The sequence below is a fragment of the Spirochaetota bacterium genome, assembly GCA_026414805.1.
Classification (GTDB): Bacteria; Spirochaetota; UBA4802; order UBA4802; family UB4802; genus UBA4802.
This window is the reverse complement of the sequence record JAOAIH010000027.1, coordinates 1-21333: the sequence shown is the minus strand read 5'-3', so window position 1 is coordinate 21333 and position 21333 is coordinate 1. Positions and strand designations below refer to the sequence as shown.

At 36.8% G+C, this 21333-nt stretch carries 25 protein-coding genes; 13 read left to right on the top strand and 12 right to left on the bottom strand.

What is annotated here, in order from left to right; genetic code table 11:
- Nucleotides 1-58 precede the first annotated feature (58 nt).
- Nucleotides 59-1627, bottom strand: a complete 1569-nt coding sequence (gene guaA / locus N3F66_07285; GenBank protein MCX8123954.1) for a glutamine-hydrolyzing GMP synthase — start codon at nt 1625-1627, stop codon at nt 59-61.
- Nucleotides 1624-2154 carry a 5-(carboxyamino)imidazole ribonucleotide mutase gene (purE, locus tag N3F66_07280; protein ID MCX8123953.1) on the bottom strand — a complete coding sequence of 177 codons (531 nt, stop codon included), beginning with the start codon at nt 2152-2154 and terminating at the stop codon, nt 1624-1626. Before purE ends, guaA begins: the two co-directional genes overlap by 4 nt.
- A 116-nt stretch (nt 2155-2270) precedes the next feature.
- Here purE and N3F66_07275 point away from each other — a divergent pair, with 116 nt between their 5' ends.
- Nucleotides 2271-3626: a tetratricopeptide repeat protein gene (locus N3F66_07275; GenBank protein ID MCX8123952.1), complete on the top strand. Its 1356-nt coding sequence runs from the start codon at nt 2271-2273 to the stop codon at nt 3624-3626.
- Complete coding sequence (locus N3F66_07270) at nt 3626-4630, top strand: hypothetical protein (protein MCX8123951.1); 1005 nt, start codon at nt 3626-3628, stop codon at nt 4628-4630. Before N3F66_07275 ends, N3F66_07270 begins: the two co-directional genes overlap by 1 nt.
- A gap of 1 nt (nt 4631) precedes the next feature.
- Here N3F66_07270 and N3F66_07265 read toward each other — a convergent pair whose 3' ends face one another.
- On the bottom strand, nt 4632-5378 hold the full coding sequence (locus tag N3F66_07265; protein MCX8123950.1) for a class I SAM-dependent methyltransferase: 747 nt from the start codon (nt 5376-5378) through the stop codon (nt 4632-4634).
- Between the two features lie 55 nt (nt 5379-5433).
- Here N3F66_07265 and N3F66_07260 point away from each other — a divergent pair, with 55 nt between their 5' ends.
- Complete coding sequence (locus tag N3F66_07260; protein ID MCX8123949.1) at nt 5434-5880, top strand: universal stress protein; 447 nt, start codon at nt 5434-5436, stop codon at nt 5878-5880.
- Here the strand turns inward: N3F66_07260 and N3F66_07255 are convergent.
- Nucleotides 5877-6164, bottom strand: coding sequence for a hypothetical protein (locus N3F66_07255; GenBank protein MCX8123948.1), 288 nt, complete (start codon nt 6162-6164; stop codon nt 5877-5879). The genes N3F66_07260 and N3F66_07255 overlap by 4 nt on opposite strands.
- A 98-nt stretch (nt 6165-6262) precedes the next feature.
- Nucleotides 6263-7684, bottom strand: a complete 1422-nt coding sequence (locus N3F66_07250) for a sodium:solute symporter family protein (GenBank protein MCX8123947.1) — start codon at nt 7682-7684, stop codon at nt 6263-6265.
- Nucleotides 7685-7798: 114 nt separating this feature from the next.
- On the opposite strand from N3F66_07250, the gene N3F66_07245 reads away from it, so the two are divergent.
- Entirely contained in the window at nt 7799-8386 is a 588-nt protein-coding gene (locus tag N3F66_07245; protein ID MCX8123946.1) for a DUF2179 domain-containing protein, read from the top strand.
- A gap of 24 nt (nt 8387-8410) precedes the next feature.
- Here the strand turns inward: N3F66_07245 and N3F66_07240 are convergent, their stop codons facing one another.
- The 6 genes from N3F66_07240 to N3F66_07215 all read right to left on the bottom strand — a co-directional run bounded on the left by N3F66_07240 (nt 8411) and on the right by N3F66_07215 (nt 13426).
- Nucleotides 8411-10225 carry a sodium/solute symporter gene (locus tag N3F66_07240; protein MCX8123945.1) on the bottom strand — a complete coding sequence of 605 codons (1815 nt, stop codon included), beginning with the start codon at nt 10223-10225 and terminating at the stop codon, nt 8411-8413.
- A 2-nt stretch (nt 10226-10227) separates the two neighbouring features.
- Entirely contained in the window at nt 10228-10431 is a 204-nt protein-coding gene (locus tag N3F66_07235) for a hypothetical protein (protein ID MCX8123944.1), read from the bottom strand.
- A complete protein-coding gene (locus N3F66_07230) occupies nt 10428-11039 on the bottom strand; it encodes a histidine phosphatase family protein (GenBank protein MCX8123943.1) in 612 nt (203 codons plus the stop codon). The genes N3F66_07235 and N3F66_07230 overlap by 4 nt, the downstream gene beginning before the upstream one ends.
- Before the next feature lie 43 nt (nt 11040-11082).
- The gene (locus N3F66_07225) at nt 11083-11940 is read right to left on the bottom strand and encodes an MBL fold metallo-hydrolase (protein ID MCX8123942.1); all 858 of its coding nucleotides are present in this window, start codon (nt 11938-11940) and stop codon (nt 11083-11085) included.
- 69 nt (nt 11941-12009) lie between these two features.
- Entirely contained in the window at nt 12010-12522 is a 513-nt protein-coding gene (locus tag N3F66_07220) for a hypothetical protein (protein MCX8123941.1), read from the bottom strand.
- Nucleotides 12509-13426, bottom strand: a complete 918-nt coding sequence (locus tag N3F66_07215) for a hypothetical protein (GenBank protein ID MCX8123940.1) — start codon at nt 13424-13426, stop codon at nt 12509-12511. The genes N3F66_07220 and N3F66_07215 overlap by 14 nt, the downstream gene beginning before the upstream one ends.
- Nucleotides 13427-13555: 129 nt before the next feature.
- Here N3F66_07215 and N3F66_07210 point away from each other — a divergent pair, with 129 nt between their 5' ends.
- From N3F66_07210 to lepB, 7 genes are all read left to right on the top strand, one after another.
- On the top strand, nt 13556-14035 hold the full coding sequence (locus tag N3F66_07210; GenBank protein ID MCX8123939.1) for a chemotaxis protein CheD: 480 nt from the start codon (nt 13556-13558) through the stop codon (nt 14033-14035).
- A gap of 23 nt (nt 14036-14058) precedes the next feature.
- Nucleotides 14059-14919: an HDOD domain-containing protein gene (locus N3F66_07205; protein ID MCX8123938.1), complete on the top strand. Its 861-nt coding sequence runs from the start codon at nt 14059-14061 to the stop codon at nt 14917-14919.
- 9 nt (nt 14920-14928) lie between these two features.
- Nucleotides 14929-15309, top strand: a complete 381-nt coding sequence (locus N3F66_07200) for a hypothetical protein (GenBank protein MCX8123937.1) — start codon at nt 14929-14931, stop codon at nt 15307-15309.
- Entirely contained in the window at nt 15306-16223 is a 918-nt protein-coding gene (locus tag N3F66_07195) for a class I SAM-dependent methyltransferase (protein MCX8123936.1), read from the top strand. Before N3F66_07200 ends, N3F66_07195 begins: the two co-directional genes overlap by 4 nt.
- An 80-nt stretch (nt 16224-16303) precedes the next feature.
- Nucleotides 16304-16606: an STAS domain-containing protein gene (locus N3F66_07190; protein ID MCX8123935.1), complete on the top strand. Its 303-nt coding sequence runs from the start codon at nt 16304-16306 to the stop codon at nt 16604-16606.
- 282 nt (nt 16607-16888) lie between these two features.
- Nucleotides 16889-18067 carry a pyridoxal phosphate-dependent aminotransferase gene (locus tag N3F66_07185; protein ID MCX8123934.1) on the top strand — a complete coding sequence of 393 codons (1179 nt, stop codon included), beginning with the start codon at nt 16889-16891 and terminating at the stop codon, nt 18065-18067.
- 24 nt (nt 18068-18091) lie between these two features.
- Nucleotides 18092-18610, top strand: coding sequence for a signal peptidase I (gene lepB, locus N3F66_07180; protein ID MCX8123933.1), 519 nt, complete (start codon nt 18092-18094; stop codon nt 18608-18610).
- Between the two features lie 171 nt (nt 18611-18781).
- On the opposite strand, the gene N3F66_07175 is transcribed toward lepB, so the two are convergent.
- Nucleotides 18782-19609 (bottom strand): HEAT repeat domain-containing protein, encoded by an 828-nt coding sequence (locus tag N3F66_07175; GenBank protein ID MCX8123932.1) that lies wholly within the window; start codon nt 19607-19609, stop codon nt 18782-18784.
- Between the two features lie 283 nt (nt 19610-19892).
- Here N3F66_07175 and N3F66_07170 point away from each other — a divergent pair, with 283 nt between their 5' ends.
- Together N3F66_07170 and N3F66_07165 are read left to right on the top strand one after the other, a co-directional pair.
- Nucleotides 19893-21197 (top strand): phenylacetate--CoA ligase, encoded by a 1305-nt coding sequence (locus N3F66_07170; protein ID MCX8123931.1) that lies wholly within the window; start codon nt 19893-19895, stop codon nt 21195-21197.
- A gap of 24 nt (nt 21198-21221) precedes the next feature.
- Nucleotides 21222-21333: amino acid-binding protein (locus N3F66_07165; GenBank protein MCX8123930.1), on the top strand; the 112-nt coding region annotated here is incomplete at its 3' end.

Genomic DNA, 21333 nt, shown 5'->3' with positions numbered 1-21333 from the left:
AATTTAATTTTAAAATATAATGATTATTTTATATTTTGTCAAGTGGTGATACAAATTTTTATTCCCATTCTATGGTTGATGGTGGCTTGGATGAAATATCGTACACTACCCTGTTAACGCCTTTGACCTCATTGATAATGCGTGTTGAAATCCTTCGCATTAAATCTTCTGGCAAATATGCCCAGTCAGCAGTCATGGCATCAAGTGAAGTTACTGCTCGTAGCGCGATGACATTTTCGTAGGTTCGCTTATCGCCCATAACTCCTACAGATTTTATGGGCAAAAACACTGCAAATGCCTGCCAAAGCTTTGTGTAATAGTCAGCTTTTTTTATCTCTTCGATGAGAATATCGTCAGCTTCCCTTAAAATTGCTAATCTTTCTTTTGTTACTTCTCCAATGATACGTATGGCAAGTCCAGGGCCTGGGAATGGATGCCTTTGTATCAGTTCTTCAGGCATACCAAGCTGCCTGCCTAATTCACGCACTTCATCTTTGAATAACTCTTTCAATGGTTCTATTACCTTGCCTTCTTTTATCAACTCAAGTACTTCAGGCACTCTGTTATGGTGGCTTTTAATGGTATCGGAAGGCCCTTTTGTAGATACAGATTCAATGACATCGGGATATAATGTACCCTGTGCTAGGAAATCAAAGGTGCCAATTTTTGCTGCTTCTGCTTTAAATACAGTAATAAATTCCTTGCCAATAATTTTTCGCTTATGTTCTGGATCGGTAATACCTTTAAGTTTTTCCAAAAATAAATCCTCAGCATCAACATAAATGAGATTGAGATTAAGATGTTTTTTAAAACGCTCAATTACTTTTGTGTGTTCATCTTTACGCAAAAGGCCGTTATTGACAAAAACACAATATAAACGATTTCCAATAGCTTTTTGCAAAAGTACAGCAGTTACCGAAGAATCTACTCCACCGGAAAGCCCTAGTAACACAGTGCCATTGCCTACAACTGTGCGTATATCGTTAATGGCCGAATCAATGAACGATTGCATTGTCCATGTGGGTTTGAAGTTACAAATATCAAAGAGGAAATTATGTAACATTTCTTTGCCATACTGTGTATGGTATACTTCAGGATGGAATTGAACACCATAAATCTTTTTTTGTCTGTATTCTATTGCAGCTATCTTTGCATTACGGGAACTTGCGATAACTGTAAATTCGTGTGGCACACTTTCAACCTTGTCGCCATGGCTCATCCACACTGTCTGAGTTTGCGGTAATCCTTTGAAAAGAGGCGAATCTGCAACAATGGTTATATCGGCACGGCCATATTCTTTAAATGGAGACGGTGATATAATCCCGCCAAACGCGTCAACTACCACATACAGGCCATAGCATATCCCAAGTACAGGTATTCCCAGAGAAAATATCTCTGTAGTTATCTTTGGGGCATCTTCTTCGTACAGCGATGACGGACCGCCTGAAAGCACTATGGCTCCAGGATTTTCCTTTTTGATTTCTTCAGTTGGTATATTGTAGGGGACTATCTCCGCATAGACGTTAAGTTCCCTTATCTTTCGTGCAATGAGTTGTGTATACTGAGACCCAAAATCTAAAATGAGTACTTTATTTTGAGAAGATACCCCAAAGCCATGTTCAATCATTTTTTAGCCTCTAAAGATTGAATATAACTGTATATGCCTTGTTTGGTAAGCGCTTCATTTTTTTCAATAATTGTATTTTGCATTTTCTGGCGATAGCTCATTAAGGCATCTTTAAGTGCAGAATCAGAAGTTGCTAGAATAGAAATGGCAAGCAACGCTGCATTTGTTGCGCCAGCTTTGCCTGTTGCCACGGTTGCAACAGGAATACCGCCAGGCATCTGTACAATGGATAACAGTGAATCAAGACCGCCGGCTACCTGAGTTTCAATAGGTATGCCAATAACAGGTAACACAGTATGTGAAGCAACAACACCGGGTAGATGCGCTGCTCCACCTGCTGCAGCAATAATAACTTTTGCTCCGCTTCTTTCCATATTTTGTATCCATTGGGCTACTAGATGAGGTGTTCTATGAGCAGAATATGCTTTGACATCGTATGATACGCCAAAATCATCAAGAGTTTGAAAGCATCCCTTCAACTTTGGCAAATCGGAATCACTTCCTACAATAATTCCCACCTGTGGCATGAATACCTCCTTTTATAATTATATGCTCTTCTTTTAAGAGCTATCGTACACTATAATGCTTGACTTAAAATATAATGCATGCAGTAATAAAATCAAATTTTAAATGTATAAATTCTATGTCATTATTGAGCATAACATTTTTTATTGTGGGTGCATCTATCGTAGGTGCATTGCTTTTAGTTATACGCGCGCACCAATATCCTGCTAAGGTTCGCAAGGCCCAGGAGTACCTTGATAATGGAGACATTGCAAAGGCAAGCGAAATTGTCAAGCTTGTTCTTGAACGCAAAAAGGATTATGTGCCAGCCCGATACCTACGAGCACAAATTTTAGTGAAACAGAAACAATACCTTCTGGCTATTTCTGAACTCAATGGCATCCTTGCCCTACCTGAATTTAAAAAATATGTTAATGAGCTGGATATCCATTATATGCTTGCGGATCTGTATCACGAAACACAACAATGGCAAAAGGAGGTAGAGGAGTACAGAATTATTTTACAGTTCAATCCCGATGACATAAATGCAAATCACAGGCTTGGCATAGTGCTCTACAGGCAGCACGATTACATTGGTGCAAAGGACTATTTGCTCAAAGCAGTAACCTTGGATCCTGCTTTGGCTGATATTTATGCACCGCTTGGGATATGTTTGTTTCATCTTGCAGATTATGAACTGTCACAAAATTTTCTTACTAAAGCTATTGAAAGCAACCCCACAAATTATGAACCCCATTATTATTTGGGGATAATTTTTAAAATGAAGAAGGATTATGTTGCCGCATTAGACATGTTAACAAAAGCGCGTAATGACAGACGTTATTTTGCAAAAAGTCAGTATGCAATTGGGCAGATATATTATGATAATGACGAATACACAAGAGCTATTGAGGAACTTGAGAAGGGCCTTTCCTACATAAAGGATAACACCGATGAAGGGCTGGCATATCGCTATTTACTTGCTGAATGTTATGAAATGGAAAATAAAATTCAGGAGGCAGTCCATCACTGGGAAAAAGTTGCTGCCATCAATCCAAATTATCGCAGTACACAACTTAAATTAGATGATTATAAAGCAATACTGGAAAATAAGAACCTTAAATTTTTATTCACATCATCTATGTCAGAATTGCAGCCACTAATAACCGAAATAATTGCCCAGCTTAATTACAGTATTGTGTATAAAAAGGAAGTGTCACCCAATGAATATATGTATAAATGCTTCAGTGTAAAGAGGATTAACGAACCCCCTGTCCTTATTAACTTCATACGAACAACCCGCGACATTACTGAAGGCCAGATTAATGCGTTTTATCAAAGGATGCTGGAAGAAAAATGTCGAAGTGGTATATATATTACAACATCAAAATTCAGTATTAATGCAAAATCGCAGGCTGCAAATAAGATGATTGAAATAATGGATGGAAGGTTTTTGCAGAAAACTATGGAAAAGATCAAAGGGAAAAAAGCCTGATGAAAAAATTTATATGTTTTCTTCTATGTTGTGTGGTGATACTTCACATTTCATGTTCCAGGGAAAAAAACATTGATGAAGGCATACGACTGTACAATGAAGGTCTTACTCAAAGTGCATATGTAAAATTCAAAGAAGGATTAGTCCAGTATTCACAAGTAGAGAGGATCGATGCAAAAAAGATATATGTGACACCTCATGCAATTTTTTCTTCAGAAAATCTTTTAACTGCTATTTATCCACATAAACATGACTACAACTTTCCCCGTGAAGTTGTGAGTGTATGGTATAATCCAGACGAGGATGTATGTGTAGCAACTGACGGTATGGTAGTGTACCTTTCAAAAAATAAGAAAGAATCTATAATAAATAATCCATCACAGGAACCAATTAAAGCAGTTGCACATGCAAAGCATACATATTTCTTATGCGGGAAAGAATTATTTATATATACTGCCACAGATGAGCAGACAAAAAAATTTTGTACAACTGAGTTTGCCCCACCTCAAGCCTTGAAGTATTATAATGCATATATAGATATCGTTGATGATAAACTTATAGTTATTACAGGCATAGCAGGGACCTATAACCTATGGGTTTTAAACACCAAAGGTGATGTTCTGCTTTCGGGTGTGAGGATAGCCTCATGGAAACATTTTTTGCACAATGATGAACTGTATGTAATTAAAGGAAGTGCTGGCAACTGGGATTTTAAACGCATACATATAAAAACAAAGCAGGAAATTCAAATAAAAAGCTTTTCCAATGTCACTGATATCCATATGACAGAGCATGGCTGTATAATAAATGCTGGTGAACATATGTACGTCTATTTATACAGTCAGGAATTGTATGTCTTCCCCTTTGTGTACAGTGTTAAGGGTGAAACGCGCACTAGCATGGTGATTGATAATGGAGGCCTGGTACTCTGTAACTCAGAAAAATTTTTCCAAAAGATTGTAAAAATTGCCAAGAGTACTACATGTTGTGGTATGGCAAAATAGCTTATGGATGAATAATAATCATTGCGTCATCATGAATATTTTCAAACCAATACTCGTCATCTTTATGAAGGTTATTTTCAAGAATATGTAGAATTGCATCAACATGACTTTCATCACAGCCCATTGCCTGACAATGAAATAACGCTTCCTGAAACAAATTTCTGATTATCACTCTGTGAGACTGGTGTATAAAATATTGTTTATGAGATATTGAATGTTCCTGAAGATATTCAATAATTTTTTTGTGATAATGTTTGGGTCTTTCTTTTTTAAAGTAGCTTCTTACAACATCACTTAAAGTATATGTCTTTTCTGTTCTAACTGCTATCATTACCAGTGGGGCACTATGCATCATTTTGGCGATAGCTCCTTCTATTGGCTTCATACCATATAATGAGTGCATTGCAATACAGGCATCTGCCTTTATTGCTGGCATTTCTTCTAGGGTATATGGGTATATTGATAAATTGCCTGAAACATCTTTTATTTTGCTAGATAAAATACTACGCATTCCTGTAGCAGGCTCAATGGCATGAACTCTGAAACCGGCTTGTGCCAGTGGAATGCTGAAAGCACCTGTGCCAGCACCAACATCAATAACTGAGGTGACATTGTATTTATACAGATGTTCTATGAGGTAATCTAACAACTTACCAGGGTATCCAAATTCAGCATTACGTTTCTCATATAGTAAAGCAAAACTGTAATCATCAAACGGGGATTTTTTTACTTGATTACTATCGCACATAACAGTATTCTAATAGTACAATATTTGTCGAATATATCCTTCATAGGGGAAGAAAATGTTTAAGAAAATTCTCTACCCAACAGATTTTTCTGAATGTGCACAGGCAGCCATTCCATATATAAAATCCATGAAAAAAATTGGGACAAAGGATTTGATCATCCTCCATGTCATCGATATACGGCAAAGTACTATAATAGACACAACAGCATTTGGCGAAACTTTTATCTATCCCTATGATATAGGAGATATTCTAAAAAAAGAAGCACAAGCCCAGATGACAAAATTAATCAAGCAATTTTCCAAACTGTATAGAGTTACCCCATTAATTATTGAAGGTATTCCATTTAGGGAAATAATACAAATAGCTCAGGAGCATAATGTTTCATGTATTGTATTGGGTTCACATGGTAAAAGCAATATTGAAGAAATGTTATTGGGATCTGTTACTGAAAAAGTTGTACGAAAATCTACAATACCATGCCTTGTCATTAAAAGAGCTTAAAAGTTTTCTTCCTGATAATCATAAAAGTCATCTGGTATATCTTCCATATACTCATCGATGTCATTGTCATCATGGTCAAATGTGTCATCGTTTGTATGATTGTCATCGGGATTTTCATCATTGCCTTTTGATGCGGGTGGCTTGTCTTTTTTTGTAGTGCTATCTTGTACAAGGAGTGGTAAATGCGCGTACGTAATTAAATTACCAAGAAATGAGTAGTACGCATGTAATGGCCGTATTACAAGAAGTACAATTATTACAATACTACTAAGTTTTAAGTTCATACAATGCCTTTTAAATGTTAATCATAACAGAATTGATAGTACTATTCTCTGTTGTAGTGATAGTATGAACATCTATTGAGTATAAATGCAAGAAATTTTTAACTATCCGTATCTTTTATTGCAACTGGTAGTGTTGCAGGTGTTATTGCCTTTGTTATCAGATAGACTGTATAATAGCTTAGCACCGCAACTAGTACTGATAGCAGAAAGCTATATTCAAAATGAATGAAAAATTTTCCAATAAAATAGGTGGATGCTCCTGTTGCAAGTGTTACTATAGCTGCCGTAACGCTTGTGTTTTTTGAATACATGCCAATAATATATATTACAAACACACCAGCGCTGCCAAATGCCGAGGCTTCTTTTACCAGCGAATATATCCCTTCGGCATGAAGAGCTAACACATATGAGGTTATGCCCAGTATAATAACTCCTATTCTATCAGCGATAAGTTTTGTTTTATCACTTAAGTTGGGGTAGAAGCTGAAAATAAGGTTATGGTTGAGCAGAGCTGACGATGCCAAAAGAGCGCTGTCAACTGTGGAAAGAATTGCTGATACCAATGCTCCTGCAAAGATAATGTAAAGATATTTATGAAAGTGGAATTGTGCCATTTTGGGCAAAATTTGTTCTGGATCCTGCAAGCCTGGCATGACGTGATACCCAATAAGACCAATAAAAAGAGGGATTATTCCAATGGAAATATACATGAGTGAAGCTAATAATGAGCTCCTGCGAGCAACCGTTGCTGACCGTGCAGCAAGCATTCTGGATATGACTTCCTGTGCAACAAGTGATCCACAGATTGGCACAGCCCATGATTCTGCCATAGTTAACAGTCGGTGTAATGGATCAGTGATTGAATGCGGCACAAATGTTAAGCGGGTTGTATCAAGCATTCCCAAAGCGCTTGTTAATCCGCCAACATCATCAAGTACTGAGTAAAAAATAATAAAAAGGCCAATAATAAGAATTGCTCCCTGGACAATGTCAGTTATTGCATCAGCAAGTAAACCACCTAATCCAGTATACAGGATAACTACAATTGCGGATATAGTAATGGATATAGTTAGTTCTATTTCAGATGAAGCAGAAAGAACCTGCCCAAATGCACGTATTTGAGCTGCTGCCCACAGCAAGGATGTGGGAATAAGAATAATTGCAGTGAGCTTTTCTACGGTGCTGTCGTATACATTTCTAAAAAAGTCGGAGATAGTTGTTAGCTGCATTTTCCACAGGCGGGCTGCAAAAAATAGGCCTAATATGAAAAGAACTATCGCATACCCAAAAGGATCAGCCGTAACACCAACAAGCCCGTCTGAATATGCTGCACCAGAAGTGCCAATGCAGGATTCAGCTCCAAACCAGGTAGCAAATATGGAAAACGTCACTAAAAGATATCCTAATTTCCTGCCGGCAAGGATAAAGTCATCATCGGAATGGATCTTACGGGAAACAAGTATCCCTAAGATAAGCTGAAATATAATGTAGGCTAAAATTCCGATCAGGTATCCTGACACCTTCCTTCACCTATCAAACGGGTAATGAAAATAATATTGACACTGAATAATATATATATTTTTTCAAGTAATATACTAAAAAAAGTACAATAAACAAAATAAATTTTTACTAAAATGGAACATATAATAAATTTTTTGCATTCATTTTTTTCAGATTACGGGACACTTTTTTTAATATTCATTGCCCGCATCTTTGATGTATCCATTGGTACCATGCGCATTATTTTAATGGCACGTGGATATAGGTCAATAGCTCCTGTACTGGGTTTTTTTGAAGTGTTAATATGGCTTGTTGCCATAAATTCAGCGTTGAAGCATTTTGATGGAGCTATTAGTTATGTGGTATATGCTGCGGGATTTGCAACAGGCAATTATGTGGGAATGTTATTGGAAGAAAAAATTGCCATAGGCTATCAATCGGTACGAATTATTACCAGTAAAATGGTTTCGGCACTTCCACTGGTGTTGCGGCAAGAAGGCTATGGTGTCACACAGATTGACGGTGTGGGTATGAAAGGTCCTATTACGTTACTCTTTACAGTAGTACCTAAAAGAGATGTGAAAAAAGTTGTTGAGGTTGTACAGATGTTAGAACCAAATGCGTTTATCACAATAGAAGATGTGAAACAACATCTGAGCGGTTTTACTGTTCATAATGGTTTTATTCAAAAGTTTGCTTCTTTAATCTCAAAGAAAAAATGAATCAAAAAATAGTTGTATTATAGGTTAAATAATCTTTACCACAGATACACGCCTGTTTACATCTAAATTTCCCTGGTGAATAAGTTCAGTTCCTAAAAAAATAACATTATCATCCCCCTGATGAGGGATACCGGCTTTAGCATGTATAGATCTCAAGCCACCTAACCACCAGCGTTCATCAGCAATGTAGAGGATATCTCCTGGTTTTGCCTGTAGATATTCCATCATTTTTGTGCTTAAGGAAACACCTTCATTAGTTTCTGCTATATAACAATGTACAATCTTACCTTCGTCAAAATCATCTGGTTGGCCACCTTTGAATAACACTTTACCATCATAGATACTGTCTACAACAAGGCCGGGAATAGTAGATAGTTCTTTTTGCTTGGTAATTACTGTCACTACAATACTGATGGCAGTACACACAATTAGTCCATATAAAGCTCTCATGTATTGCAGCCCTTCAGGAGCAACACCATGTGATAACATTGTTAAAATTCCGGGCCATTTAATGGAGATAAGCATTGCAATACTGCCCACAATTAAAGTAGCGGTGGCAGCTTGAGTGGTATACCGTTTCCACAAGATGCCAAACAGTATTGTGACAATCATTGGTGGAGTAACTGCAGCAATAAATGTTCCATGTGCCAGATATATTGATTTAAATTGCATGAAAAGTGGTACTAAAGCCACACCAATGATTGCTGCTGCAAGTGAAATGGTACGGGCCCATGTGAGGTAAAATCTATCTTCTTTATTGGGAACAATTTTTTTTACAATATCATTAACGCCTATAGCTGCAACGCCGTTAATCAATGTATCTATTGTTGACATGAGTGCTGCTATCAAAGCTGCCATAATAAAACCAAAGATACCGGGTTTAGTGATTGCAAATGCTACATCAACAAAAATATGATTGGGGTCAAGGGTATCAGGAAGTAAACCTAATTGCTGCATAGAGCGGCCTATCCAGCCTGCATTTGCTACAGCAAACGCAGCAAGTGGCATAAGAACAAGGCATACTAGGAACATTGCCTTTCTTCCATCACGGGGAGAACGGACACTCATAAAACGCATTAAAATTCCCTGGTTTAGAAAATAAAATGCCATTGAGCTGCCGAAGGCATCCTGCCAGAAGATGCCTACAAAATTAAAATCAGGGGGTGAATTAAAAGGGGAAAACGGTAATTTGAATTGATATGGCAATGAATTCCAGAATGATGATAGACTGCCTATTTTATCTATTCCAAGAAAAAAAATCAAAAATCCAGCTGATAGTAGCAGCAGTGCCTGTGCAAGGTCTGTCATGATAACAGATGTCTGGCCTCCGGCATGCATGTATACTGCACAAACAAATGATATTAGTATGGCAGTGACCATTACATCCCAGCCAAACATGGCATTGAAGGCAACTCCAATTGTGTATAGATTAATACCTATATACCCTAATAAGTAAATCAAAAGAATAATAACGCTAATAGTGCGCGTGGTTTTATCAAAACGTTTTTCAAAGTATTCAGGTATTGAAGTTATTCGCGAGTAATATATAATTGGTAGCCATATAAATACAAATAAGGGCAATATGAACCAGTCATTGAGATATGTCATAGTTGAAGAAAATCCATATTGGAATGCAACGGCTGAATATTTAATAAAACTGTAGGATCCCACTGTAGTAGCTACACAGCTAAAGCCAATTAGCCACCAGGTAAACCGCTGCCCGCCAAAAAAGAAATCTTTTGTGGTTTTCACATATTTGCCAAAGAAAGTGCCAAACCCTAATATAAAAAGAAAATAAAATACAATAATTGAAAAATCAAGTATAGTACCTTTAATCATACTTACACTCCAGCCAGAATGATCATTGAAGCATGGAAAATTATAAAAAAGAGATAGCCGGCTATAATTTCAAAAAGAATCCGTCGTTCAGTTGGATGTGAAATCGAAATAACCTGTTTTTTAATTGCTACCGTTGTAGTGAAAATGAAAAATACTGTAAAAATACCATACTGATAACAAAAAGGTAACCAGGGTGAGTGTGTCATGCATATTCCTCCTGAATGGCAAATGTTTTTGGTAATTGTCGTATCTCAGCATTTGCAAAATGCGGTAATGATGTAAACTGTTGTGGTGCAAGTCCATTTGCAATAGCATATAGAATTTGTAAAGGATCTCCATGTGATACTATGAGTATAGTATGGTGACGATGAATTCTCTCACAATCTTGCAAAAATGACAACATCCTTTTTGCAACTGCATGAATGGGTTCAACATCATAGCAGTCAGTAGTATTTTCTAATTTGCAGTCCATATCCCAAATTATATGATAATTTTCGCTATTTGTGCCTTCAAACTGGCCAAAATAACGCTCGCGAAGTCTTGAATCAGTGATAACTGGAATATTGTTTAAGTACCTTGCAATAATCTCTGCCGTTTGATATGCACGCAAAAAATCCGATGAATAGATGTGAGTAATAGAACAAAGCCTCTTATCAGTAACTATCGCCTGTAAAACCTGCTTTTCCCCTTCTTTTGTCAGCCCAAAGCTGCCTATAGCTGTAGCAGGATCGCTTTTGATAATGTGCTGTTCATTGGCTTCACTTTGTGCATGGCGCATGCAAAGATAGGTGTTGTGCAATACAATTGATTTCATACACCAGCCACAGTAGATAAAGAAATTATAAAATCAATATTTTTTAAATATAAATAATTTGCCCTTCTTTTGCAGCAGATATTTTTATTGGAAGTGAAAGGGATCGGGCTTGTTTGATAGCTCTGGTGATATCGCGGTCAGTATGGTTGGGATCATGATGAAATGTGATTAAATGTTTCACATTAAAGCAAGATGCAACACGTGCAACGGATTCAACTGATGAATGTCCCCACCCTATATGGGTTGCATATTCCTCAGGGGTATACTGGCAGTCAGCAACAAGGATATCCGCATTATGTATAAGATTGCCAATATTTTTCAGATTGTAGTCACCTAATTCAGGGTCGTTTAATACTTCATTGTCGTTGGCATAAACAAACACATGGCTGTTGTATTCAATGCGAAACCCCAATGATAATCCCGGATGGAAAAGATGTGTGTAGTAAATGGTGATATCATTTATAGTAAAAGGGTTGTCCGATAGCTCAACAAAATGTATGTTGGATGATAGTTCAAATAAGGTTACAGGGAAATACTCTCTGTCCATCTGTCCTAAAATAAGCTTTTCAAGCGTAGAGACACTGTGACCTCCGTAAAAAAAAATAGAAGCCTGTTTATTGTATGCCAGCTCAAAGAATGGGAAGCCCTGAATATGATCCCAGTGAGTATGGCTTATAAATAAGTGAACCTCAACAGGCTTTGAAGAAAATTCCTTTGTTAACGCTTTGCCCAACATTCGTATGCCAGTTCCAGCATCAAAAACAAGAATAGTAGAACCGCACCGCAGCTCCACACATGAAGTGTTACCACCATAAGTAATAAAATCTTTCCCTGGAGTAGGGATAGAGCCTCTCACACCCCAGAAGCGGACATACATGTTGCTTTTTTTATGTTTCCTCATTGATGTTTTAAAAGACTCCTTGTTTTATTACATTCTTCGACAAATATAATGCTATTCTTCAAAATTATATTATTTGATAAACTGCAACTGTATGGTATCTGAAAGCGCATAGTGTACTTTCTTGTTGTGCAGTGCGATGTTGATGTGAACGGAAAAAGGAAGTGCCATCGTGGTAAACAAATGGCGTGCGTTAATAGTATCAAAAAATATTTTTTCCATCAGGCTACCCACAAGTGAAAAGCCATATACGGTGTTTTTTATTTTTTCTATTCGTTCAGCTTTATACGTTGTGTGGGTTAAAGGGTTTTCAAAATATGCTGTTATAACCGCATGCTCAATATTTTGGTTACATTGTATGCTGAAGCACACAGTATCGCCCTGAAAATAGATATAGTTGCATATATCTTTCCATGACCTGCAATGAGTACATGGATTAAACGTATAGGTTAGCGATGTATTGACGATAGCTCCGTTCATTGCTACGCTGCTTCCACATCGTGCACTCACTATTTGTAGTGGTGTATCAGTACATGTACTCAACAGGACAATCAGAAGTAGCAATGGAAATTTATTTGATACCAATCTGCCACCATCCTTTCACCATGCATTGCTCATCGCGGCTGAGCGAATATCTTCCAAAGTATTCTTTTGCTATGTGGATCAGGTTGTTGGTTGGGATAAACTCTTGATCTTTTATTTCAAGAAGCTCGGGGAAACTTTGTATAACATCTTTTATCTGAATAATTGATTCAATTGGAATACAGCGCGATGCTATGACTAAAAATAGCGGTTCAAAAATTGTAATTGCGGTAGTAAGTTCTTCAGGCAGAGGGTTGGGGATATTCATACATGCAGTATAGTAATCCATAACTATAAAAGGGTATAGATGAGCCGGTATTGAAAAGATGTCAGGCAACATTGTTATAAACTTGTTGGTTATATGAGATGTATCAATATCATCAAACATTGCGTAAGTATGAAAATACTGGTCTGATTCGGTAGTAATTGATTGTATAAGCTTTATTGGAGTTATTGGTGGTGAAGGTATTTTAAGTGTTGGTACAAGCCGTGATTTATAATAGAGCCTGCTTGTTCGGTACGAAGGGTAGTAGTCATTGTTCCCGGGTTCTATTATTGTTGAGCTATCGCCTCCAAATTTAAAATCAATACGTAATACATGGTAAAAATTAATTAGTGTACCTTCAAGTAAGGTGGCAAAATGAAGGCTATGAAGCTCATGTTGAGGGTTTCGCTCATTAAGCAACGTGTGGTGTAATAAAAACAAAGGGATGAAGGGAATAATAGTTTGAACTATGGGAAATGCGTCATCGTACGATAAATGTGATACAGGTATTTTTGGAATGATTATTTCTTTATTAAGCATTATAAATTCATTTTTTAAAATATTTATATATATATTACCGGTTTGATTTTTGCTGTTTGGATCTATATGGTGGATGCTGTGGTTGATGCGGGAAACCGACATGTTGTATGCCTTTCAAAATTTAATTTATCAAATTATATGTTTTGCCTTGACAAATATACATAATGAAGTAATTTTTTATCAAGATAATATTTTAGCTTAAGGCAATTTTTTTACTATTGGTAGATAAGGATGGATAATCTTATCAACATTGGTGTTGCACAGCTGGCAGTTGCAGAAAACCCTGCTATCATGCGCACAATTCTTGGTAGTTGTGTAGGCATATGTATTTATGAGCGAAATAAGAAAATAGGGGGTCTTGCCCATATTTTACTGCCCAAAAACCCAGGCGATAGCAACCCTGAAAAGTATGCCGATACAGCAATACCTATACTTGTGCAGCAACTGTTGAAAAAAGGCTGCAAAAAGGAATTTATGTCTGCAAAAATTGCTGGTGGCGCATCAATGTTTAAATTTAAATCGACTACTACCTTGGCAAATATTGGCGAAAATAACATTGAGGCAACGCGAAAAGCATTGGAAAAATTTGGCATTCCTATTGTAGCGGAGGATGTTGGTGGTAGTTCGGGCAGGGTTATTGACTTTTTTCTTGATGACGGGAGACTAAAGGTGAAGGCCAATGGCCAGGAACAGATATATTATAAGGTTTGATTGATGGATTGGAGATAATAATTATGCATGAACATATACAAAAAAGAATTCAGTCCATAATTCAGAATGTTGATCAGTTACCTTCTTTACCTGATGTGGTAAGCAAGATAATTAATATGGTCAATGACCCTAATGTATCATTCAAGCAAGTTGCCGATGAAATTGCTAAAGATCAGGCCATCACCGCTAATATATTAAAACTGTGCAATTCAGCATATTTTAGCAAAGGCAAGGAAATCTCATCAATTGACAGGGCTATCGTCATTTTAGGACTTAAAGAGGTTAAAGATATCGTTGTACTTGCTACCACAAAAGCTGTATTGAACAAAGTTATTGTGGGGTATGACCTGGCGCGGGGTGAATTGTGGAAACATGGTGTTGCAGTTGCCATGCTTGCAAAAAAAATTGCAACGGAATGCAACCACAAAACGGTTGCTGATATTGCCTTCACAGGTGGAATAATTCATGATGTTGGGAAAACTGTCCTTGCTCTTTTTGTACAGAACTCCTTTAAAGAAATACTTGCTACTGTAACTGAAAAAAATATAACATTTCAGGAAGCGGAAAAATCAGTAATGGGGTTTGACCATCAGCAGATTGGGCAACAGGTAACAATAAAGTGGAAATTCCCTGGAGTGCTGCAATCTATTGTACGGTATCACCATGAACCAATGAATGCTCCTGATGAACATAAAAAGATAGTATCGATAGTTCATATAGCAAATACACTTTGCCTGATGGCAGGTATTGGTATAGGAAGCGATGGATTATACCATGAGCTGAATCAGGATGCTGTCAATCTGTTAGGATTGCATGATGTACAGCTGGAAAATTTTTATAGTGATATTCCCGAATTAATGGCCAGAGCAAAGGATATTCTTTAGGTTCTTCACATGCATATTATCAAACCATGCCCTTCCTGTGGTATAAAACTCCGCTTCCCAATTGATTCTGGAATAGTAAAAGTGCGATGCCGCTGTGGTTATTCATTTTTGGCAAACCCGGACGACCCGGGATTGTATTCTGATGCTGTATTTGATCTTTCATTGAGAAAAAAGCAAAAAAAGAAGTTTTTAAGTGAAAGCATAATAAAACACATTATTGAAAAGTTGTATTCATACTGGTATGCAGTTGGAAATTTTAAATTGTTGCCAACAAAAGATAAAATAAAAATTATAGCTATTTTTATAATTGTTCTGTTGATAGTATGCCTCATTGTATACTCTATATTACTGTCGCATTCGCAGCCCCCTGAAAATGGTATTATTATATGATCCATATAAATGATACACGCGCATACCATAAAGAGCACATCACCACTTTAGGATGGGAGCTTACGGTATGTAATATGCTCTATCCGGAAAACAGTCCCTGCAGGCAGATTGTAAAGAAGAATGCCTCGTATGGAACATTGTTGTTTGAATTTCTATCTCAATATATAGATATGAAAAAGATTGGGACAATAATGGAAGTGGGAGGTGGATATGGTTATCTGATGAAGGATTTTTTAACATGCCTTAAAGAATCAAAGGTTATAATGGTTGATATTTCACCAGCAATGCTAGATGAACAAAAGAAAAATGTGAAGGGTAACGCTACGTTTATACTTTCGGATTTTCTTGATATAGATGCTCAAATATTGTCAAAAGCTGATCTTATTATTTGCAATGAAATTTTTGGAGATTTTATTACAGTGTGTAATCTTACACGGGAAGTACTGGAAACTTCAGAATCATGGGAGATAAAGCAATGCAAACGATTTATTGACGAGTACAATCTTGAAATATACTCCATACCATGCAATATTAATCTTGGAGCACTCCTTGCAGTTGAAAAGATGTGCAAGGCACAAACCAGATATATATATGTTAGTGAGCACAGTTGCGAATCAGAATCACAGGGCGATTTCAAAGAATGTATTACTGTGAGTCCCACATTTAATCCTTATGAGATACGTTTGTTTGGGCATAGTGAATTTACTATACAGTTTTCACATCTTGAAAAAGTAGCAAGAAGGTGGGGGTATACGGTACACAGAGGTGTTTACAATGATATATTTGGGTGTTGCATGACTCCCAAATTGCAGTTTATTCTTAACAGTACTGTAAATGTAAAAGATGAGTATGAAATATTACGGCAATTTGTAGGTGATATGTTCACCTATGAGTATCTTCTCTGTACCCGCTAATGTATGTATAAATTGCTCAATGAGTTGCCACATATGTCCGAAAATCAGAACAGTAACATAATTAGTGGTATAATCAACATATGATTTATTCATTTAATAAAAGTGAATCAGGCTATCTTTTGAAAATTGAAGGGGATCTTGACCTTTACTCTTCCTATAATTTACGGGAGGATGTAAAAAATGTATTTTTATCAAAACCTGACAATATAACAATTGATCTATCTGGTTTAAACTATATTGATTCGGCTGGGATAGCTTTTTTGATAGATATAAAAAAAAGTACAATCCAGCACCAAAAGAAATGTGAGATACTAAATATACCATCCGATATTTTGAGGATGTTTCGTTCTATAAGAGTTGATGCAATTTTGCAAATAAAATAAATATTCATACCTAAAGTTATAAATATTCATATAATATGGGTTTAAACCCTAAAAAATTGCTATTAGAATAATAGGTAGTTGTTGAAAAAATGTAATGTCACTTCTTTGCTAATTAATATTTATGTGAACAAAAAAAGGAATGAATAATAAGCATGGAAAAAATTAATTTGCTTGTTTTTATATGTATCCAAGATAAAAAACACTTGATAAAAATATTGCATGCTGTAATATTCTTCAGTACAATTTATTAAAGTTCATTATTAATTATTTTGAGAGGTTATCATGTCGGTTGCTACCTATATTGCTGAAGCTATGACGCGGTCCTCATGGATAAGAAAAATGTTTGAAGAGGGGGCTCGTCTTAAAGCACAATTTGGCGAAGAGAATGTATTTGATTTTAGTTTAGGAAATCCAGACGTTACACCACCTCAATCATTTTTCACCACATTACAAACTTTAGCATCGCAACCGGAACCAAAGGCGCATGGGTATATGCCAAATGCAGGATTTGCTTCGACACGATCAAGCATTGCAAAAAAAGTTGCTAAGGACCATTCCATAGATATCAGTGGCGATTATGTTATACTTACCTGTGGTGCAGCTGGAGGCCTCAATGTTGCATTGAAGACAATATTAAATCCTGGCGAAGCGGTAATAGTGCCTAAACCATATTTTGTGGAGTATGGGTTTTATGTAGCTAATCATAATGGTGTTATTAACCTTGTTCCAACCAAATCTGATTTTACACTGGATATTGATGCAATAGAAAAGGCAATCAATGAAAAAACACGGGCAGTACTCATAAATTCTCCTAATAATCCAACCGGAGTAATATATTCACATGAAGATATAACAAAGCTGGCCGCGTTGCTTCAACGCTATTCAGAAAAATATGGCAAACCAATTTATCTACTTTCGGACGAGCCCTACCGGGAGTTAGTCTATGATAATACTGATGTGCCAAGCATTCTGTCTCATTATGCGCATTCAATCGTGGTCTCATCATTTTCAAAGACATTGTCGCTACCAGGTGAGCGGATAGGGTATGTTGCGATAAATCCATCTATGCCCGAAGCTGATATAGTTATGGCAGGACTAATATTATGTAACAGAATACTTGGATTTGTGAATGCTCCGGCACTCATGCAACGTGTGATAGAAAAAATTGCTTTTGATATCGTTGACGTAAAAGCATATTCTACACGGCGTGATATGATTTGTGAGGGGTTACAAAAAGCAGGGTATTCATTTATTAAACCCAAAGGAGCATTCTATGTGTTCTGTAAATCACCTCTGGAAGATGATGTAGTGTTTGTGAAGCATCTACTTAATTTCAATATACTGGCAGTTCCAGGTGTTGGATTTGGTGGGCCTGGATATTTCAGGCTGGCTTTCTGTGTGCCTGAAAAGGTGATTGAAAAATCCATACCTCAGTTTAAAAAAGCTCTTGAATCTCTATAATTACTATGCAACAAAGCTCAACGTATGATAGATCAGAAAAATTCATTTACTATCTATGCAAAAATCCTGTTTGTGGTGCTGGGAGTTATAATAGGGTTTATTGTCATTAGACTTTTTTTTGTTCCTGTAAAAATCAGTAATAGTCTAATGGAACCTTCGCTACAGATTACTGACTACGTATGGTTTTATAAAACTAAAAGAATTGAATCAGGTTCTATAGTTCTTTATAAAAGCCCTCATGCGGGTAATCTAGTAAGCAGAGTAGTTGCAAAATCGGGTGAAACTGTTGAAATTATAAATAAACAGCTGTATATAAATGGCATTAAAGCAACAGCAAGATGGAAAATTAAAAGCACTGATACAAGGTTTTTCCCCTCGCGTTTTGTAAGCAGGGATAACATGAATGCAATAACAATTCCTGATGGGCATATATTTGTATTGAATGACAACTGGGACCAGCCAGACGATAGCAGGCTATTTGGGACAATCCCAATTGAAAATATTGTTGGGAAATATGCATTTAAATTTTCTTTTAGAAATTGATAAGTAAGTTGAATAATTGGTATTGCTTTAAAATGGCATTTTAAATTCAAATTTTGTATTGTTCATTGAGCAAGAGTGACACGGTATGTAGCGTTATTGTTATATATGAGAAAATGTTTTAATCAAATGCTCATGCGATAAACGTAACAACTGCTTTTATTCCAGCTTCTATTACTTTTGTTGTTCTTGTTTTTCTTTTTTATCTACAACAAATCTGAAAGATCCAAGTTGTTCCACCATCTCATCATTAAACTTTTTACGAGCAAGTATATAGATGCTGTTTTCCATTTCGTTTGCAACCCACCACACAGATTCTATCTCCAGTGCTTTCATGATATCCTCAAGTGCGGCAGTGCCAACTGATTTGGTAAGAAAATGCGATGCCCAGTAACGCACCAGTGGCTGTTTATGTGTTAATGACTTTCGCATAATTGATTCGTTCTCTTGTTTGTTTTGGTTTAGCATATACTGAATATATGCAGTAATTACTTTAATTTCTGGGTCATCGCTTTGTGCAAGTTGACCAATCTCCCCTGATAGGGAACTGTCGCAATATGCACAGGATGCCATGAGTGCTTCCCATTTAATATCCTTATTGGAATCAGCCAGGCCCTGCTTGACTACTGCTATTGCTTCAGGTGTTGGCTTGAAAAAACGAAGTGCAAAAAGAATTGCGCGTTTTACTTCGGTATTTTCTTCTTTTTTATATCGATCAACTAAGTAGGGAATTGCCCTATCATCCTTAAGCCTTCCAAGGGAAATAGCAGCTGCTTGTCGTACCCTTACAGCAAGACTCTGATTATCCGATTGGAATGATTGGTCAAGATACTTAACAAGATACCAAAAAGCCTTTTTATTCCCTGAGTAACCTAGGGTATACATCGCGGTAATTCGCTGTTCCCAGGTGCCATTTTTCAGCATTTCAAGGTAATCATCAGCATGCAATAATCCAGCAAAAATAAAAAGTGAAACAATTACTGATAGTATACGGAATTTCATGGCGTAATCTCCTCACTGTAATTGCAATCAAATGTGTTAGAATAATCTTAACCATAAATATATTTGTATGCATGCATCTTGTAACAGTAACTATCGCCCTAAAAGATGAATTAAAATTACCGTGCATGAATTGTTCAAGTATACAAATGGTATAATAAAAAACTCAATTAAATTTTAAAATTTTTTCCTTGCAATTGCAAGGTTATTGACAATTTTAATAAACATAAATACATTTTACTTTCTTGGATGTAAAAAATAAATAGCCATAAAAAAGGAGCAGGCAATGTTTAATAAACAATATGAAGCAATGGATATTAAAAAATTGAAAGAACTACAGCTTGAGCGTTTAAAGTGGTCGCTTAAACATGCGTATAATAATGTACCATATTATCGCCAGTCATTTGACAAAGCAAAGTTTAATCCTGACAAATTTTCTTCTCTTGATGATTTAAAGCATGTACCGTTTTTGATGAAACAGGCAATGCGCGATAACTACCCATTTGGGCTTTTTGCTGTACCAATGGAGAAGGTTATTCGTATACATTCCTCATCAGGGACAACAGGAAATGCTACTGTTGTTGGGTACACAAAAAACGATATTGAAGTATGGGCTGAAGTTATGGCGCGTACTATTGCAGCAGCAGGAGGTACCGAAAAGGATATAATCCAGGTAGCGTATGGCTATGGTCTTTTCACAGGAGGGTTGGGGGTACACTATGGTGCTGAAAAGTTAGGTGCAACGGTTATACCAATTTCGGGTGGCAATACTGAGCGACAGCTGATGTTGATAAAAGATTTTGGAACCACAATGTTAGCCTGTACGCCATCATATGCCATAAATATGGCTGATTTTGTTGAAAAGAAAATGCCTGAATATGATTTTAAGAAAACAAAGTTAAAAGCTGGCATTTTTGGCGCAGAGCCATGGACGGAAAGCATGCGCAAAGAGATTGAAACCCGTATGGGTATTGATGCATATGATATCTATGGATTAAGCGAGGTGATTGGCCCCGGCGTGTCATGTGAATGCAGCCAGAAGTCCGGATTGCATGTGTTTGAAGACCATTTTTATGTTGAGGTGATAGACCCTGAATCAGGAGAGGTGTTGCCAGAAGGTGAAAAAGGCGAAATAGTCTATACATCCCTGACAAAAGAAGCATGCCCAGTAATACGGTACCGATCAAGAGATATCACACGAATTTATCGAGATGCGTGCAAATGTGGGCGAACGTTGATTAAGATGGAAAAAGTTACTGGTCGAAGTGATGACATGCTTATTATTCGCGGTGTCAATGTATTCCCTATGCAAATAGAAGCAGTACTGATGGAAATAGAAGGTACAGAACCGCATTATCAGATTATTGTTGACCGCAAGGGGGCTCTTGATGATGTTGAAATAATGGTTGAGGTCAATGAAAAGATATTCACCGATGAGCTTGGTGCCTTAAAGGGGCTTGCTGAACGTATTGAACAGCGTATACGAAGTGCTCTTGGAATAAGTGCAAAGATTACGCTTGTTGAGCCAAGTACATTGCAGCGCAGTGAAGGCAAGGCAAAACGTGTGATTGATAAGCGGCAACTAATATAATTTATAATGGGATGGAGGAAAACAATGAATGTAACTCAGCTGTCACTTTTTTTAGAAAATAAACCTGGGCATCTTCAGAACGCACTAAAAGTTCTAGCAGATGAAGGTATTAATATTATGACTCTAACTATTGCCG